This is a genomic window from Streptomyces sp. NPDC045678 (genome assembly GCF_056432085.1).
Genome location: NZ_JBWKJS010000003.1, coordinates 86,362 through 101,415 on the forward strand (window position 1 = coordinate 86,362; position 15,054 = coordinate 101,415).

At 71.6% G+C, this 15,054-nt stretch carries 14 protein-coding genes; 4 read left to right on the top strand and 10 right to left on the bottom strand.

Features of this window, described 5'->3' with window-relative positions; genetic code table 11:
* Nucleotides 1–146: 146 nt before the first annotated feature.
* Together AC07DO_RS11270 and AC07DO_RS11275 are read right to left on the bottom strand one after the other, a co-directional pair.
* Nucleotides 147–635 (bottom strand): DUF1269 domain-containing protein, encoded by a 489-nt coding sequence (locus AC07DO_RS11270; RefSeq protein ID WP_479058716.1) that lies wholly within the window; start codon nt 633–635, stop codon nt 147–149.
* Nucleotides 632–1,219 (bottom strand): DUF1269 domain-containing protein, encoded by a 588-nt coding sequence (locus tag AC07DO_RS11275; RefSeq protein ID WP_479058718.1) that lies wholly within the window; start codon nt 1,217–1,219, stop codon nt 632–634. Before AC07DO_RS11275 ends, AC07DO_RS11270 begins: the two co-directional genes overlap by 4 nt.
* A 132-nt stretch (nt 1,220–1,351) precedes the next feature.
* On the opposite strand from AC07DO_RS11275, the gene AC07DO_RS11280 reads away from it, so the two are divergent.
* Genes AC07DO_RS11280 through AC07DO_RS11295 form a run of 4 tightly spaced genes read left to right on the top strand, consistent with a single transcriptional unit; the run spans nt 1,352 to nt 8,463 of the window.
* Complete coding sequence (locus AC07DO_RS11280) at nt 1,352–2,836, top strand: hypothetical protein (RefSeq protein ID WP_479058719.1); 1,485 nt, start codon at nt 1,352–1,354, stop codon at nt 2,834–2,836.
* Nucleotides 2,833–5,544 carry an MGH1-like glycoside hydrolase domain-containing protein gene (locus AC07DO_RS11285; protein ID WP_479058721.1) on the top strand — a complete coding sequence of 904 codons (2,712 nt, stop codon included), beginning with the start codon at nt 2,833–2,835 and terminating at the stop codon, nt 5,542–5,544. Before AC07DO_RS11280 ends, AC07DO_RS11285 begins: the two co-directional genes overlap by 4 nt.
* A complete protein-coding gene (locus AC07DO_RS11290) occupies nt 5,541–7,025 on the top strand; it encodes an alpha-amylase (RefSeq protein ID WP_479058723.1) in 1,485 nt (494 codons plus the stop codon). The genes AC07DO_RS11285 and AC07DO_RS11290 overlap by 4 nt, the downstream gene beginning before the upstream one ends.
* Before the next feature lie 16 nt (nt 7,026–7,041).
* On the top strand, nt 7,042–8,463 hold the full coding sequence (locus AC07DO_RS11295) for an MFS transporter (protein WP_479058725.1): 1,422 nt from the start codon (nt 7,042–7,044) through the stop codon (nt 8,461–8,463).
* Nucleotides 8,464–8,515: 52 nt separating this feature from the next.
* Here AC07DO_RS11295 and AC07DO_RS11300 read toward each other — a convergent pair whose 3' ends face one another.
* The 8 genes from AC07DO_RS11300 to AC07DO_RS11335 form a co-directional block, all read right to left on the bottom strand.
* On the bottom strand, nt 8,516–9,034 hold the full coding sequence (locus tag AC07DO_RS11300) for an RDD family protein (protein ID WP_479058726.1): 519 nt from the start codon (nt 9,032–9,034) through the stop codon (nt 8,516–8,518).
* Nucleotides 9,031–9,648, bottom strand: a complete 618-nt coding sequence (locus AC07DO_RS11305; protein ID WP_479058727.1) for a hypothetical protein — start codon at nt 9,646–9,648, stop codon at nt 9,031–9,033. The genes AC07DO_RS11300 and AC07DO_RS11305 overlap by 4 nt, the downstream gene beginning before the upstream one ends.
* 80 nt (nt 9,649–9,728) lie before the next feature.
* On the bottom strand, nt 9,729–10,196 hold the full coding sequence (locus AC07DO_RS11310) for a DUF7144 family membrane protein (protein ID WP_479058728.1): 468 nt from the start codon (nt 10,194–10,196) through the stop codon (nt 9,729–9,731).
* Nucleotides 10,197–10,224: 28 nt separating this feature from the next.
* Complete coding sequence (locus tag AC07DO_RS11315; protein WP_479058730.1) at nt 10,225–12,969, bottom strand: cation-translocating P-type ATPase; 2,745 nt, start codon at nt 12,967–12,969, stop codon at nt 10,225–10,227.
* Nucleotides 12,966–13,988 carry a polyphosphate kinase 2 family protein gene (locus tag AC07DO_RS11320; protein WP_479058732.1) on the bottom strand — a complete coding sequence of 341 codons (1,023 nt, stop codon included), beginning with the start codon at nt 13,986–13,988 and terminating at the stop codon, nt 12,966–12,968. The genes AC07DO_RS11315 and AC07DO_RS11320 overlap by 4 nt, the downstream gene beginning before the upstream one ends.
* Nucleotides 13,989–13,992: 4 nt before the next feature.
* Nucleotides 13,993–14,412, bottom strand: coding sequence for a DUF7144 family membrane protein (locus tag AC07DO_RS11325; protein ID WP_479058734.1), 420 nt, complete (start codon nt 14,410–14,412; stop codon nt 13,993–13,995).
* A gap of 141 nt (nt 14,413–14,553) precedes the next feature.
* Nucleotides 14,554–14,808, bottom strand: a complete 255-nt coding sequence (locus AC07DO_RS11330) for a hypothetical protein (protein ID WP_268772175.1) — start codon at nt 14,806–14,808, stop codon at nt 14,554–14,556.
* On the bottom strand, nt 14,795–15,031 hold the full coding sequence (locus tag AC07DO_RS11335) for a hypothetical protein (protein WP_479058736.1): 237 nt from the start codon (nt 15,029–15,031) through the stop codon (nt 14,795–14,797). The genes AC07DO_RS11330 and AC07DO_RS11335 overlap by 14 nt, the downstream gene beginning before the upstream one ends.
* Nucleotides 15,032–15,054 lie beyond the last annotated feature (23 nt).

Below are 15,054 nucleotides of genomic sequence, written 5' to 3' on the forward strand. Positions count from 1 at the left end.
ATCGGGTGGTGCTGGAAAGACGAGTCTGGGCCCGGCGGGTGAGACGGCACCCTTGGGGGCGGCCATCTCACCCGGGTGAAGTTTCCGTGCGCCCGGCGTGCGTGCACCGCCGTGCCTGGCGGCGTACGCGGCGCCGGACACCGGGCTCACTTGGACTGGAGCGCCTCGACGAGTTCCTCCTCCCGGTCCTTGGTGAGGGAGGTACGCAGGACGGTGGGGTTGAAGGGGCGTAGGGCTTCTCGTACCCGGTCCGGCGTGGAGCGGCGTACGAGCGCGAAGACCGCGGCCTTGCCGGGCTCCAGCGTGTTCGCGACCTCCTTGATGAAGGCGTCGCTCACGCCGATGTCGGAGAGCTTCCCCGCGACCGCGCCGGTGGCCGCGCCGACCGCCGCGCCGAAGACCGGCATCAGGAAGAGCATGCCGAACAGGGTCCCCCACAGGGCCCCGCCCGACGCACCGGCCCCGATGAGGCTGTAGCTCTGGCGCACGTGCACCTTGCCGTCCACGGTCCGCCAGGCGAGTGCGGCGTCCTCCAGGTCGAGCAGTTCCTGTCGCGACAACTCCTTGCTGAGCCGCAGGACCGCTTCGGCCTTGTCCTTGTCCGTGAAGCCGAGCACGACTAGATCGGCCATCATGTCCTCCTCGTCCGGTTCTTTTTCCTGGTCTCCGGTTCCTGCGCGGGCGTCTCCGGCACGGGCCCCGTGCGGTGCCGCGGGGCGATGGGCTCTCCCCGCTGGTCCGCGACGGCGACGAGCTCCGCCGCGATGGGCAGCAGCGCCTCTTCGGTGAGGAACCCCTCGGCCACGGGCACGCCGCCGGCGTTGCGGATGGCGGCCCTCAGGTACTTCGCCCACACGTGTTCGAAGAGGATGAAGGCCGCGGCGGTGCCCGGCTCCAGCGCCTGGGCGGTGTCCGTGATCTCGGCGAGCGTGAGACCGAAGGCGCTCCCTTCGGACACGGACGGAAACGTCTTCTCCGCGCCCCGCATGCTTTCGCGGGAGATGCCGAGCAGTGCGGCGACGGTGTCGCCCATGTCCTCGGCCTGGTAGTCGAGGACGGTCAGCCGTCCGTCGGTCTCCTTCTGCACGAAGAGCATGTCGAGCACCCGGATCTGCCCGTTCGACTCCAGGATGATCAGCTCTTCGACGACCCGGCCCTCGAACTTGGCGGAGGGACCGAACTCGACCGTCAGCAGTTGTATGGGCCCGATGGCGCCCATCGAGACTCCCTTCCTCGCAATTCGACGGTTCGTTCCCATCAGGCCGCGCCGGGCCCCTTCCCACGTCACCCGTCACAGGTGAAGGTCGCGCCGCGGTCCCTGCCCGACAGTGGGCGCCGGAGGTGCGACGCCATGGCCCACGGAGAAGCTGCGGACGACCGCACGACCGCCGGCGCCCCCGGTGCCGACGACGAACTGGTCCGGCTGCGCGCGGAGGTCGCGGCCCTGCGGGCCCACGCCGACACCCGGCGGAGCAGGAAGGTCCGGCTCCTGGTGGTCCGGCGCGTGGCCGCCGCCGTGCTGATCGCGCTGGCGGCCGTCCTCGCGGTCACGTCGGTCGTCGGCGTGTGGGGGGCGCGCACCACGCTCAGCACCGGGCGGTGGGTCGACACGGTGGACGACCTGCCGGGCCACCCGGCGGTGAACAGGGCCGTGTCCGCGTACCTCACGGACGAGATCTTCGACCGTCTCGAGGTGGAGCGGCGGCTGTCGGAGGCGCTGCCGGACCGGGCGTCGTTCCTCGCCCCGCCGGTCACCGGGGCGGTGCGGGACTACGTGCGCTCCTCGATCTCCGAACTCATCGCGACCGACGAGTTCCAGACCCTGTGGCGCACCACCAACCGGTTCGCCCACGAGCGGATCGTCACGATCCTGGAGGAGCGCAACAAGAACGTCCGGGCCGAGGGCGACACGGTCACCCTGAACCTCCTGCCCATGATCAACAACGTTCTCGACACCCTGGAGGACCGGCTCCCCACACTCTTCGGCAAGGACCTCGACCTGCCCCGCATCACCTCCGGCGAGATACCGCCGGGACTGCACGACCGCATCGAGGACGCGCTCGGTGTGTCGCTGCCGGACGACTTCGGGCAGGTGCGGCTCTACGACCGCGGTGAGCTGACCCAGGTGCAGGAGGCGGTGCTGCTGTTCAAGCGGGCGGTGTGGGGTCTGGTCATCGCCGTACCCGTCCTGCTCGCCCTCGCCCTGTGGATCTCCCCGAACCGCCGGCGCACCGTGCTCCAGTTCGGGCTGTGGCTGGTGGTGGCCGTCACCGTGCTGACCAGCGTGCTGCGGGCGGTGCGGGACCAGCTGCTGGCCCAGGTGAAGCCGGGCGCGTACCGGGAGGGGGTGCGTGACGTGCTGTGGACCGTGTTCGAGACGCTGCGCGAGCGGGGCGCCCAGCTCCTGTGGCTCGGCGTCGCCATCGCGCTCGTCGCCTACCTCGTCGGGCCCGGCCGACTGCCCGTGTGGCTGCGCCGCACCGTCGCCAAGGGCGCGCGGTCCCTCGGCGGGCTCGTGACGCGGGCCGCGCGCCGCGGCACGGGTGCGGGGGCGCGGCAGTGGATCCGCCGCCACGCCGACGTGCTGCGGGTGGGCGGGCTCGTCGTGGCGGCCCTGGTCGCCCTGCTGCTCGCGTCGTGGACGGCGCTGCTCGTGGTCGCGCTGCTGCTCCTCGCGTACGAGGCGGGGGTCACGCTCCTGGCGCGCGGCGGGAAGGAACCGGCCGGGACCGACCGACCCGAGAACGCTTCACCCACCGCAGGTGAGGCCGGGCCCGCGCCCGGCACGGAGACTGACGCTGCCCAGGTCACCTCGTCGCAGGGAGGGAACCCATGAGCACAGGCACGCACACGGAACGGATCGGCCCGAAGGGCGACGAGGAAGGCCGGTGGCGGCTCTGGGGCCCCTACCTGAGCGAGCGCCAGTGGGGCACGGTCCGCGAGGACTACAGCGACAACGGCGACGCGTGGTCGTACTTCCCGCACGACCACGCCAGGTCCCGTGCCTACCGCTGGGGCGAGGACGGCCTCGGCGGGATCTGCGACGAGAAGCAGCGCCTCTGCTTCGCCCTCGCGCTGTGGAACGGCCGCGACCCCATCCTCAAGGAGCGCGCCTTCGGCCTCACCAACGGTGAGGGCAACCACGGCGAGGACGTGAAGGAGTACTACTTCTACCTCGACAGCACCCCCAGCCACTCCTACATGCGCTACCTGTACAAGTACCCGCAGGCCGAGTACCCCTACGAAGACCTCGTGGCCACCAACCGGGAGCGCGGGCGCGGCGACTTCGAGTACGAACTCCTGGACACCGGTCTGTTCGCCGACAACCGCTACTTCGACGTGACGGTCGAGTACGCCAAGGCCGCGCACGACGACGTCCTCGTCCGCGTCACCGTCGACAACCGCGGCCCCGAAGAGGCCACCGTGCACGTGCTCCCGACGCTGTGGTTCCGCAACACCTGGTCGTGGACCGACGGCGCGGAGGCGACCGGAGGGAGCGGCGACAAACCCCGGATCAGTGCCGCCGAGAGCCCCGGCAACACCGTGGGCCTCACCGCGGTCCACCCCGAACTCGGCAGCTACGACCTGCGTTTCGGCGCGCGGGTGCCCCTGCTCTTCACGGAGAACGAGACCGACAACGAGCGGCACTTCGGCACTCCCAACGCATCGGCGTACACCAAGGACGGCATCGGCAGGCACGTCGTCAACGGGGAGATCGGAGCCGTCAACCCGGCGCGGCACGGCACCAAGGCCGCCGCCCACTGGACCCTCACCCTGCCCGCAGGCGGCTCGACGACCCTGCGGATGCGGCTCGCGCCCACCGGCTCCGAGCCGTCGCTCGCCCGCGGCTTCGACTCCGTCTTCGCCGCGCGGACCGCCGAGGCGGACAGCTTCTACGACGAGCTGGCACCGGAGAGCGCGGGTGAGGACGAACGCCGCGTGATGCGGCAGGCGTTCGCCGGAATGCTGTGGAGCAAGCAGTACTACCACTTCGACCTGGAGACGTGGCTGGCCGAGCACGGACTGGAGCCGTGGAGCCTGCCGCGCGACGGCGACACCCGCAACCGCGAGTGGTTCCACATGGTCAGCGACGACATCATCTCGATGCCCGACAAATGGGAGTACCCCTGGTTCGCCGCCTGGGACCTGGCCTTCCACGCCGTGGCCCTGTCGATGGTGGACACCGGGTTCGCCAAGGAGCAGCTGGAGCTGCTGACCCGGGACGCCTATCTGCACCCCAACGGCCAGCTCCCGGCGTACGAGTGGAACTTCAGCGACGTCAACCCGCCGGTGCACGCCTGGGCCGCGTACTTCGTCTACATGATGGAGGAGCGCATCAGCGGCCACGCCGACCGCGAGTTCCTGGAGCGCACCTTCCAGAAGCTCCTCACGAACTTCACCTGGTGGGTCAACCGCAAGGACCCCACAGGACGCAACGTCTTCCAGGGCGGCTTCCTCGGCCTCGACAACATCGGCGTCTTCGACCGCAGCGCCCCCCTGCCCACCGGCGGCCAGCTCGAACAGGCCGACGGGACCGCCTGGATGGCCCTGTACTGCCAGGCCATGCTGCAGATCGCCCTGGAACTCGTCGAGCACAACCCGGCCTACGAGGACCTGGTCCTGAAGTTCGTCGAGCACTATCTGTGGATCTCCGCCGCCATGGACCGCGTCGGCGACCTCGACGACGGCATGTGGGACGAGGAGGACGGCTTCTACTACGACGTGCTGCGCCTGCCCGACGGGCAGGCGGTCCGCCTCAAGGTGCGCTCGATGGTCGGGCTGCTCCCGCTCTGCGCGTCGACCGTGTTCCGGCCCGCGCAGCTCGCCAAGGTGTCCGGGCTGCGCGAGCGGCTGCACCGCTTCGCGACCCGCCACCCGTCGCTCTCCGCCACCCTCGCGACCGCCCAGGCCGGCTCCACGGGCGGGCCGCGGCTGCTGTCGGTGATGGACGAGAAGAAGCTCCTGCGCGTCCTCGAACGCCTGCTGTCCGAGGACGAGTTCCTCGGCCCGTACGGCCTGCGCGCGCTGTCCCGGCACCACGCCGAGCACCCCTACACCTTCTGGGTCGACGGCCAGGAGCACCAGGTGCGTTACGTGCCCGCCGAGTCCGACTCCGGGATGTTCGGCGGCAACTCCAACTGGCGCGGGCCCGTGTGGTTCCCGGTCAACGCCCTCGTCGTACGGGCCCTGCTCAACCTGTACGGCTTCTACGGCGACGACCTCACCGTGGAGTGCCCCTCCGGCTCCGGGGTGCGGATGACCCTCTACGAAGTCGCCGAGGAGATCTCACGGCGGCTCGGCGCGACGTTCCTGCGCGGCCCCGACGGGCGCAGGCCCGTCTACGGCGGGCAGGAGAAGTTCCAGAACGACCCGCACTGGCGCGACCTGATCTCGTTCCACGAGTACTTCCACGGGGACAACGGCGCGGGCATCGGCGCCGCGCACCAGACCGGCTGGACCGGCCTGGTGGCCCCCCTGATGATGGTCTTCGGGAGCCTCGGGCCCCGGGACTTCCTGGCCGACCCCGGAGAGGGGACCTCATGACCGGGCTGCCCGCACAACCCGTCGTGCACGAAGTGAACACCCGGGTGTGGCTGCGCGAGCTCCAGCGGCGCACCGGCTCGCACACCGGCCTCGCCGACGTCCCCAAGGACGCCTGGGACCACATCACCCCGCACGGCGTCGACGCCGTCTGGCTCATGGGGGTGTGGGAGCGCAGCCCGGCGGGCCGCGCCGTCGCCCTGCGCGACGCGTCGCTGCGGGACGCCTTCGCCCGGGCGGTGCCGGACATCGCCGACGACGAGATCGCCGGGTCGCCCTACTGCATCCGCCGCTACGAGGCCGACGCGGCCCTGGGCGGCGCCGAGGGGCTCGCCGTGGCGCGCGCCGAGCTCGACCGGCGCGGCGTAGGGCTGCTGCTCGACTACGTGCCGAACCACGTCGCGCCCGACAGCCCCTGGGTGACCGAGCACCCCGAGTACTTCGTCCGGGGCACGGCCGAGGACCTGCGCCGCGACCCGGCCGCCTTCCTCGACACCGGCACCGACGTGTACGCGCGCGGCCGGGACCCCTTCTTCCCGCCGTGGCCCGACGTCGTCCAGCTCGACGCCTTCGCGCCCGCCCTGCGCGCCGCCACCGCACAGGTCCTCACCGACATCGGGGGCGCCTGCGACGGAGTGCGCTGCGACATGGCGATGCTGCTCATGAACGACGTCTTCGCCCGCACCTGGGGGCAGTACGCGGGGTTCGCGCCCCAGGAGGAGTTCTGGCCCGCCGTGCTCGCCGACGTCCGGCGCCGCCACCCGGGCATGGTCTTCGCCGCCGAGGCGTACTGGGACCTCGAATGGGCCCTCCAGCAGCAGGGGTTCGACTTCTGCTACGACAAGCGGCTCTACGACCGCATCGTGCACGAGGACGCGGAGTCCGTCCGGCAGCACCTCCGGGCGCCGCTGGACTACCAGCGCCGTCTCGTACGGTTCCTGGAGAACCACGACGAGCCCAGGGCCGCGTGGACGCTGCCCCTGGACAAGGAGCGCGCGGCGGCCGTCGTCATCGCGACGCTGCCCGGGGCGACGCTGTGGCACGAGGGCCAGTTCACCGGGCGCCGCACCCAGCTGCCCGTCTTCCTGGACCGCAGGCCCGACGAGGAGCCCGACACCGGGCTGCGCGCCTTCCACGAACGGCTCCTGTCCGCCGTCCACAAGAGCCGGATGCGCGAGGGCGGTTGGCGGCTGCTCGACAGCGAGGGGTGGCCCGACAACGCCAGCCACCGCTCCGTGCTCGCCTGGAGCTGGACCGGCGCCCACGGCCGGTTCGCCGTGGCCGTGAACCTCTCCGGGCAGCCCGCGCAGGCCAGGCTCCGGCTGCCCTGGCCCGAACTGGGCGGCCGCGCGGCACAGCTGACCGATCTCCTGGACGGCTCCCGCCACGCACGGTCCGGCGACGAGCTGAACGACCCCGGTCTCTACGTCGCCCTCGCCCCCTGGGGCACCCACGTGTTCGCCGTCGCCGACAGCGGCACCTGACCGGACGGCGGCACCCATGGCCGATCACACAGCCCCGCCGGGACCGACCGCCGGCGGACCGCGCCACGTCCTGCTCCCGCTGGCCCTCGCCCAGTTCATCTGCAGCTTCGCCGGCTCCAACATGAACGTGATGATCAACGACATCAGTGAGGACCTGGACACCACGGTGCAGGGCGTCCAGACCGCCATCACGATCTTCCTGCTCGTGATGGCGGCCCTGATGATCCCCGGCGGCAAGCTCACCGAGCGCTACGGCCGAAAGCGCTGTTTTCAGACGGGCCTCGCCGTGTACGGCGTGGGCGCCCTGCTCAGCTCGGTATCGCCCGGCCTCGGGCTGCTCATCCTCGGCAACTCCGTCCTCGAGGGCATCGGCACGGCCCTGCTCATCCCGCCCGTCTACATCCTCGCCACGCTGCTGTTCACCGGCGTGACCGCACGGGCCCGCGCCTTCGGCGCCATCATGGCGATGGGCGGCATCGGCGCGGCCGCGGGACCGCTGATCGGCGGCCTCATCACCACGGCGGTCAGCTGGCGTGCCGCCTTCGGGTTCCAGGCCCTCATCGTCGGCCTCATCCTGCTGCTGAGCCGTCGCGTGCCCGACCCGCTGCCCGCGGACCCCGCCGCGTCCTTCGACGTCCGCGGCGCGGTGCTCAGCGCCGTCGGGCTCATCGTCCTGGTCACGGGCATCCTGGCCGTCGACGACAACGTCTGGCTGGCCGCCGGACTGCTCGCCGCGGGGGCACTGGTCCTCGCGTGGTTCTTCCGCTCGACACGCGCGATGGAGCGGGCGGGCAAGGCACCGCTCCTGTCGACCGGTCTCTTCCACAACCGCACGTCCAACCTGGGCCTGATCACCCAGCACGTGCAGTGGCTGGTACTGATGGGGGTGTCGTTCGTCGTCGCCGCCTACCTCCAGGTCGTCCGCGGCTACAACGCCATCGAGACCGGCGTGATCTTCACGGCGGCCACGGTGGGCCTGCTCGCCTCGTCCCTGGCCGCCGAACGCTTCGCCAAGCGCCGCGCCCAACGGACGCTCATCACGGGCGGGTTCGCCATCACCCTGGGCGGCATCGTCGTCCTGCTCGTCATGGCGGGCGGCTCCGCGAGTGCCTGGGCGTCGTCCCCCGGGCTCTTCCTCATCGGGGTGGGCCTCGGGGTGATGCTGACCCCGTCGGTCAACATCGTGCAGTCGAGCTTCGCCGAGGACGAGCAGGGCGAGATCTCGGGCCTCTCCCGCAGCGTCTCCAACCTGGGCTCGTCCGTGGGCACCGCCGTCGCGGGCACGATCCTCGTCGCCGATCCGGCCCACGCGTATGGCGCCGCGATGATCACTCTCGCCGTGCTCGGCCTGATCGGGCTCGGCGCCGCGACGCTGCTGCCCGGAGGCTCGGCCCCGAACGTGGCCACGACACGGGAACGGCCCGCCGGGGCGGGTTAGGGCGTGTCCGGCGGGTCAGGGCGTGTCCGGTGGCCAGGGCCTGTCCGGCGGGTCAGGGCCCAGGAGGCTCGGGAGCGGTCCTGCGGTACGCGGAGACGGCCGGGCTGCGGGGCGTCCAGTCGTAGACCACCGTGCTCCGCACGAGGAGGTCCTGGACGGACGCGCTCCGGCGGCTCAGCGGGATCCACAGCAGCCCCGTGGGAAGCGCGAGGCAGAGCGCGGCCCGCAGCACCGCGGGCGCGACCCGCAGCAGCCGCCCCGAACGGGCGCTCACCCGAAGGCCCATCACCTGGCCGCCTGCCGTGCGCCCCGTCGTGGCCCAGCTGCCCGCCGCGTAGCCGAGGGCGATCGCGGTGCCGCACGCCGCCGTGACCCACGCGGGCGGATCGAGGGTCCTGAACGGCGGGCCGGCCACCACCAGCACGACGGCGGACGCCCCCAGGTGCAGGAGCACGCCGAGCACCACCACGACCAGTGCGTCGATGCCCCCGGCGAGAAGTCGTGAGACGAGCCCGGCGGGCCGCCCCCGCGCCTGCCACGGCCCGTCCGGGACCGCCGCGCCGCCGCTCACGCCGGCCGCACCGGCCGGGGCGGCGGGGCCCCGGGCCGCCCGTCGGGCGTTCTGCGCAGCAGGCGGTCGGTGAGCTGGGCGACCAGCCGGTCGGCCTTGATGCCGCGTTCCCGTACCGCTTCGACGGTCTCGCGTGTCATGCCGCTGCCCGCCTCCCTGGCGATGCGCTGCACGTCGATCTCCGCGAGGACGCCGAGGACCAGCGCGACGAGGTCGATGCGGTCGATGACGGCGTCGACGTCGAGACGCCGCGCGATCGCGTCCACGTCGACCCGCTCCACCACCCGCTCCACGTCGAGGCGCCGGGCGATGGCGTCGACGTCGACGCGGTCCACGACCTGGTCCACGTCCACGCGCCGCACGACCCGGTTCACGTCGACGCGGGACACGATCCGGTCCACGTCGACGCGCTCCACGATCCGGTCGACGTCGACCCGCTCGACCACGCGGTCGACGTCCACGCGGGACACCACGTCGTCGAGTTCGATGCGCCGCACGACGGCGGCGAGCAGTTCACGTACGACCGCGTCGAGACCCGCGCCCGCGGTCCTGAGCACCAGGCGCGGCACGAACAGCAGCGTGCCGGCGATGTCGGTGCCTCTGCATGGGTTCACCCCGGCATCGCACCGGACCGCACGGCCGCCGTCCTCCTCCCTGGCGGGTGAGGTTCGCGCCGCCGCCCGTCCTCAGGGCGTCACAGGGGCGCGCCGTAGGCCTTGTGGGCCTCGCGCCGCCCGTACGTGGCGAGGGACCAGATCACCAGCACGTCGAGCAGGATGACGAGCGCCGACCACACCGGGTGGTACGGCGTGAAGAAGAAGTGCTCCATCGCGCTGAGCCCCGCGATCGCGATGCCCACACCGCGGGCCCACGCCTTGCCCGAGAAGAGGCTCAGGGCCGCGGCGAGCACCACGACCCCGGTGAGCATCTCGACCCAGCCGCGGGTGTTGACGTCGAAGTCGTAGGAATAGTTGTTCTGCGTCTCGTAGTAGTTGTCGCTCAGGATCGCGGAGAGTCCCGAGATGACGTGGAACGAGCCGACGAGGCCCAGCACGCACGCGGCGAACACGACCCCGCCGAGGGTCATCACGCCGACGCGGTGCTCCGGTTCGGGCGGGGGCGCACCGGGACCGGCCTGGTTCCGGGTGTAGTGCTCAGCCATGTCGAACCTCCTGTTGGACCTGGACGGATCACGACGGGGGACGGAGCCGTCGGCGCGTGACGGACTTGCCGAGCTCCCACAGGCCGAGGAGCGCGAGAGCGGGCAGGAGGGCCCAGCCGAACTGGCCGATGGTCAGCGGGGTGGTGTCCAGCAGCCGGTTGAAGGCGTCCGTCTGGGTCACGGCGACGGCCAGGAGGAACTCTCCGAGGAGCGTCCAGTTCAGCTGCTTGCTGTCGAAGGAGTCGGCGGTGAACACCGTGCCCGTCTGGCTGCGGCATTCGAGGGCGGCGACGAGCAGGCACAGCGCGAACGTCGTGAAGGCGATGGAGTTGCCCACGGCCGGGCTGTCGAACCGCGACTCGCCGAGCTTGATCATGCCGAGCAGTCCGGCGGTCAGGGCCGTTCCGACGAGCCCGACCGTGAGCATCAGGCCGCCCGTCATCACGGGTTCGCCGCGCGGGCGCGGGCGGCGGCTCATCAGGTCCGCGCTGACCCGGTCGAAGCCGAGGGCGAAGCCGAACGCCGCGTTGACGAAGAAGTGGATCCACAGCACCTGGGCGGGCGTGAAGGGCTCGCCGTCGGCGATGTCGAAGAGCGTCGCGCCGAGGAACGTGAGCACGAAGGCGACGAGCAGCACGAGCACGAACCGGATGTACTTGGTGAGGTTGTCGTAGATCTTGCGGCCCTGCTCGACCGCGTGGACGATCGTCGCGAAGTTGTCGTCGGCGAGGATCATGCGTCCGGCGTTCCTCGTGACCTCCGTGCCGGACCCCATGGCGATGCCGATGTCCGCGGCCTTGACGGCCGGGGCGTCGTTGACCCCGTCGCCGGTCATGGCGACGACGTCGCCCTTCTTCTTGAGGGTCTCGGCGAGCAGCACCTTGTGTTCGGGGGCGACGCGCCCGACGACGCCGATGTCGTCGATGCGGGCCAGCCGCTCCCGCTCGGTCAGGGCCGCGAACTCGGTGCCGAGGATCGCCTCGCCGGGTATGCCGATCTGCTCGGCGACGGCGGCACCGGTGATGACGTCGTCGCCGGTGACCATGCGGACCCGGATGTGGGCGGCCCGCGCCGCGGCCACGGCGTCCGCGGACTCGGTGCGCGGCGGGTCGACCATGCCGACGAGGCTGGTCACCGTCAGCTCCGCCATCAGGGGCAGGAGGTCCCCGTCCGGGGTGAACTCCGCGGGGTCGAAGTCACGGGTCGCGGCGGCCATCACCCGGCGCCCCGCCCGCTCCATCCGCTCCAGTTCGTCCTGCGCCCGTTCGCTCAGGGCCTTGTCGAAGGGGGCGGCGGCGCCGTACGAGAGGGCCGTCGTCGCGCGGGCGAGCACGGCCGGTGCCGCCCCTTTGACGAAGCAGCGCACGACCGTGCGCCCCTGCGGGTCCCGTGCCTCGTGGAAGGTCGCCATCAGCTTGTACGCGGGGTCGAACGGCAGCGTCGCGAGGCGCGGGAACCGGGCCCGCGTGGCGTCGACGTCGAGCCCCGCCTTGTGGCCGAGCACGAGCAGGGCGCCTTCGGTCGGGTCCCCCACCACCTTGCCGTCGACCAGGGCCGCGTCGCTCGCGACGAGGTACGGCAGGATCGCGCCCTCGATGCTCGGGGACGTACCGGCGGCGTGGTGGACGCGGCCTTCGAGGCCGTAGCCGGTGCCGGAGACCGTGTAGCGGTCGTAGGGGTCGACGACTTCCACGACGGTCATCTGGTTGAGCGTCAGCGTGCCGGTCTTGTCGGAGTTGATCGCCGAGGTGAAGCCCAGGGTCTCGACCGAGGGCAGGTCCTTGACGATGGCGTGCCTGCGGGCGAGTTCGAGGCCGCCGAGGGAGAGGATCGTCTGCGTCACCGTGGGCAGCGCCTCGGGGACGGCGGCGATCGCCAGGGAGACCGCGCTGATGAACAGCAGGTCCCACGGCTCGCCCCGCTCCCTGCCGAGGACGAACATCATGAGCATCGTCAGGCCCGCGGCCCCCACGATCCACAGCGTCAGCCGGTTCAGCTCCTTGGTGAGCGGCGACTCCTCACGGGGCGTCGTCGAGAGCATCCCCGCGATCCGGCCCAGCTCGGTGCCGGACCCGACGGCGGTGACCACGAGGACGGCGCTGCCGTGCGTCACCGGGGTGTTCATGAACGCCATGTCGGTCAGGTCGGCCGGCGTCGGCTCGACGTCGGACGCCATCCGCACCGGCGCGGCGTCCTTGGCGGCGGGCACGCTCTCCCCGGTCAGGGGGGACTCGTCGATCTGGAGGGCGTTCGTCTCGATGAGCCGCCCGTCGGCGGGCACCTCGTCCCCCGCGGTGAGGAGGACGACGTCCCCGACGACGAGCTCCTCCGCGGGGATCCTGGCCTCGGTGCCGTCGCGCCGCACCCGCGCCGTCGCCTTCGTCATCGCCTTGAGGGCGTTCATGGCGCTCTCCGCCTTGCCCTCCTGCCGTATCCCGATGACCGCGTTCAGCACGGTCAGGGCCAGCAGCACCACCGCGGTCCCCCACTCCTGGACGGCGAGGGACACCGCGGCGGCACAGACGAGGATGATCTGCATGTACGAGGTGTACTGACGGAGGAACCGCTGCCCGCCGGACGCCGGCTTCTCCTCCGGCAGCGCGTTGGGACCGTCCTCGGCGAGCCGCGCGGCCACCTGTCCTGCGTCCAGGCCCGCGCCCGGGACGACACCAAGCCGTGCGGCCACCGACTCGGCGGAGTCCGCGTGCCAGGCGGCGGTCCGGGCGGCGGGCGGGCGGTGCCCGGGTGCGGATGCGGATGCGGATGCAGTCATCGCTGCCGCCTCTTGGTCCTCTTGGCGCCCTTGGCGGGCTTCACCCCGGTGCCCTTGGCGAGCTTCGCCGCGTACGGATCGGGCGCCGTCCCTTCCGGAGCCTCGCCCTCCAGCAGGATCTTCTCCCGCGCCAGGTCACGCCGGCTCTTGTCGTCGATCTCGGGGTAGCGCGGGTCGATCCCGATCAGGGTGTCGGCGAGCACGGCCGCCGCGCAGATGCGCGCGAACCACTTGCGGTCGGCGGGAACGACGTACCAGGGCGCCCAGGGGGTGCTGGTGGCGGAGAGCATCTCGGAGAACGCGGACTGGTAGGCGTCCCAGAAGGTGCGCTCGCGGGCGTCGGCCGCGGAGAACTTCCAGTTCCGCTCCGGTACGTCGATCCGCCGCAGGAAACGGACGCGCTGTTCCTCCTTGGACAGGTTGAGGAAGAGCTTGACGACCCGGAAGCCGTTCTCGGACAGGTACCGCTCCCAGTCGTTGATCTCCCGGAAGCGCCGCCGCCAGAACGCCTTGCCCGCCTCGTCCGTGTCCGGTATCCGCTGCCGGCTGAGGAGTTCGGGGTGCACCCGCACCACCAGGGCCTCCTCGTAGTGCGACCGGTTGAAGATGCCGATCTCGCCGCGCCGCGGCAGGCGGCAGGCGTAGCGCCACAGGTAGTCGTGGCCGAGCTCCTCGGCCGACGGCACCCGGAAGTTGGTCACGTGCACGCCCTGCGGGTTCACCCCGCTCATGACGTGCCGGATCGTGCCGTCCTTGCCGCCGGCGTCCAGCGCCTGAAGACAGACCAGGACCCCGTGCGTGCCCTGGGCGGCCAGGCGCCGCTGGTAGTCGGCGAGCAACTCGACGCCGACGCCCAGCAGTTCCTGGCCGGCCGCCTTGTCCTTGATCCCCGCCTTGTGCGCGGGGTCGAAGTCCTCGGACAGGTTCACCTTCGCCCCGGGCTTCACCCGGAGCGGGGCGATGAACTCCGCGATCCGGCGGGCCTGCCTCTCCGGCGTACGTTCCCGTCCGTCCCGCATGGCCCTAGACGTCTTCGCGCCGCACCACGCAGAGCCCCCAGATGATGAGGGCGTCGACGGCGATCACGGTCAGGGACCAGAAGGGGTAGTACGGGATCGACAGGAAGTTGGCGATCATCAGCAGCCCGGCGATGATCACGCCGGTCACCCGGGCCCACGCCATCGCGGCGAACAGACCCGCGCTGACACCGATCGCGACGACGCCGAGGATCAGGTGGATCCAGCCCCAGCTCGTCAGGTCGAACTGGAAGACGTAGTCGCGCGTCGTGAGGAACACGTCGTCCTCGAGTATGGCCATGAGGCCGCGGATGAAGCCCATGATGCCGGCGATCATCAGCATGACCGCCGCGAAGACCGTCAGCCCGGCGGCCGCCGCCTGCGCGGTGCTGCTCGAACGGTGGTGCACAGGGGTCGAGGTGGCCATGACAGGACCTCCAAGCTCAGAAGTGCCGGTTGCACCGTTGTGCGTGGAGTCTTCTCCCCGTCCGGGCCGCCGGTGGTCACCCTCCGGGGGTGATAGAGGGGCCCGGCCACGTGATGGCCGGGCCCCTCGTCACTCAGCGCCTCACCTGCCCCCCGACTGCCAGAGGGTGACGGCCAGGGCGGTGCAGGAGGTGATCGCTGCCAGCGAGGGCAGGGGCCAGCGGCTGCGTTCCAGGGCGTCGAGGCGGTCCTCGTGCTCGGAGAGGGTCTTGTCGGTCTGGTCGGCGCGCTGGAGCAGGAGGGCGAGATCACCCCTGGTCGTGGCGAAACCGACGTCCACGGAACGGCGCAGCCGCTCCAGCTCCAGGGGGACGCTCCCCGTCTCAGCTCCCGCCATCGTCCACCCCCCGCCTCCGCAGCCACGCGGGCAGCAGCGCCTCGACGGCCGGCACGGCCATCAGGCGGCTCAGCGCCGTGGCGAACGCCACGAGGCCCGCGAGCACCGGGACGTCCGCGACGCCCGGGTCGGCGGCGAGCAGCGGCAGGGCGGTGATGAGGGTGACGAGTGCTTGTACGGCGGTGCGCAGCCCTCTGCGGGTCGCATCGTTCGGGTCGTTCATGGTCGTACTCCCTGGACTCGGTG

Bases quoted from the DNA above. Each gene is read 5' to 3' on its own strand.
- AC07DO_RS11270 (WP_479058716.1), bottom strand. From the start codon at position 635: ATGATGGCCGATCTAGTCGTGCTCGGCTTCACGGACAAGGACAAGGCC.
- AC07DO_RS11275 (WP_479058718.1), bottom strand. From the start codon at position 1,219: ATGGGCGCCATCGGGCCCATACAACTGCTGACGGTCGAGTTCGGTCCC.
- AC07DO_RS11280 (WP_479058719.1), top strand. From the start codon at position 1,352: ATGGCCCACGGAGAAGCTGCGGACGACCGCACGACCGCCGGCGCCCCC.
- AC07DO_RS11285 (WP_479058721.1), top strand. From the start codon at position 2,833: ATGAGCACAGGCACGCACACGGAACGGATCGGCCCGAAGGGCGACGAG.
- AC07DO_RS11290 (WP_479058723.1), top strand. From the start codon at position 5,541: ATGACCGGGCTGCCCGCACAACCCGTCGTGCACGAAGTGAACACCCGG.
- AC07DO_RS11295 (WP_479058725.1), top strand. From the start codon at position 7,042: ATGGCCGATCACACAGCCCCGCCGGGACCGACCGCCGGCGGACCGCGC.
- AC07DO_RS11310 (WP_479058728.1), bottom strand. From the start codon at position 10,196: ATGGCTGAGCACTACACCCGGAACCAGGCCGGTCCCGGTGCGCCCCCG.
- AC07DO_RS11315 (WP_479058730.1), bottom strand. From the start codon at position 12,969: ATGACTGCATCCGCATCCGCATCCGCACCCGGGCACCGCCCGCCCGCC.
- AC07DO_RS11320 (WP_479058732.1), bottom strand. From the start codon at position 13,988: ATGCGGGACGGACGGGAACGTACGCCGGAGAGGCAGGCCCGCCGGATC.
- AC07DO_RS11325 (WP_479058734.1), bottom strand. From the start codon at position 14,412: ATGGCCACCTCGACCCCTGTGCACCACCGTTCGAGCAGCACCGCGCAG.
- AC07DO_RS11330 (WP_268772175.1), bottom strand. From the start codon at position 14,808: ATGGCGGGAGCTGAGACGGGGAGCGTCCCCCTGGAGCTGGAGCGGCTG.
- AC07DO_RS11335 (WP_479058736.1), bottom strand. From the start codon at position 15,031: ATGAACGACCCGAACGATGCGACCCGCAGAGGGCTGCGCACCGCCGTA.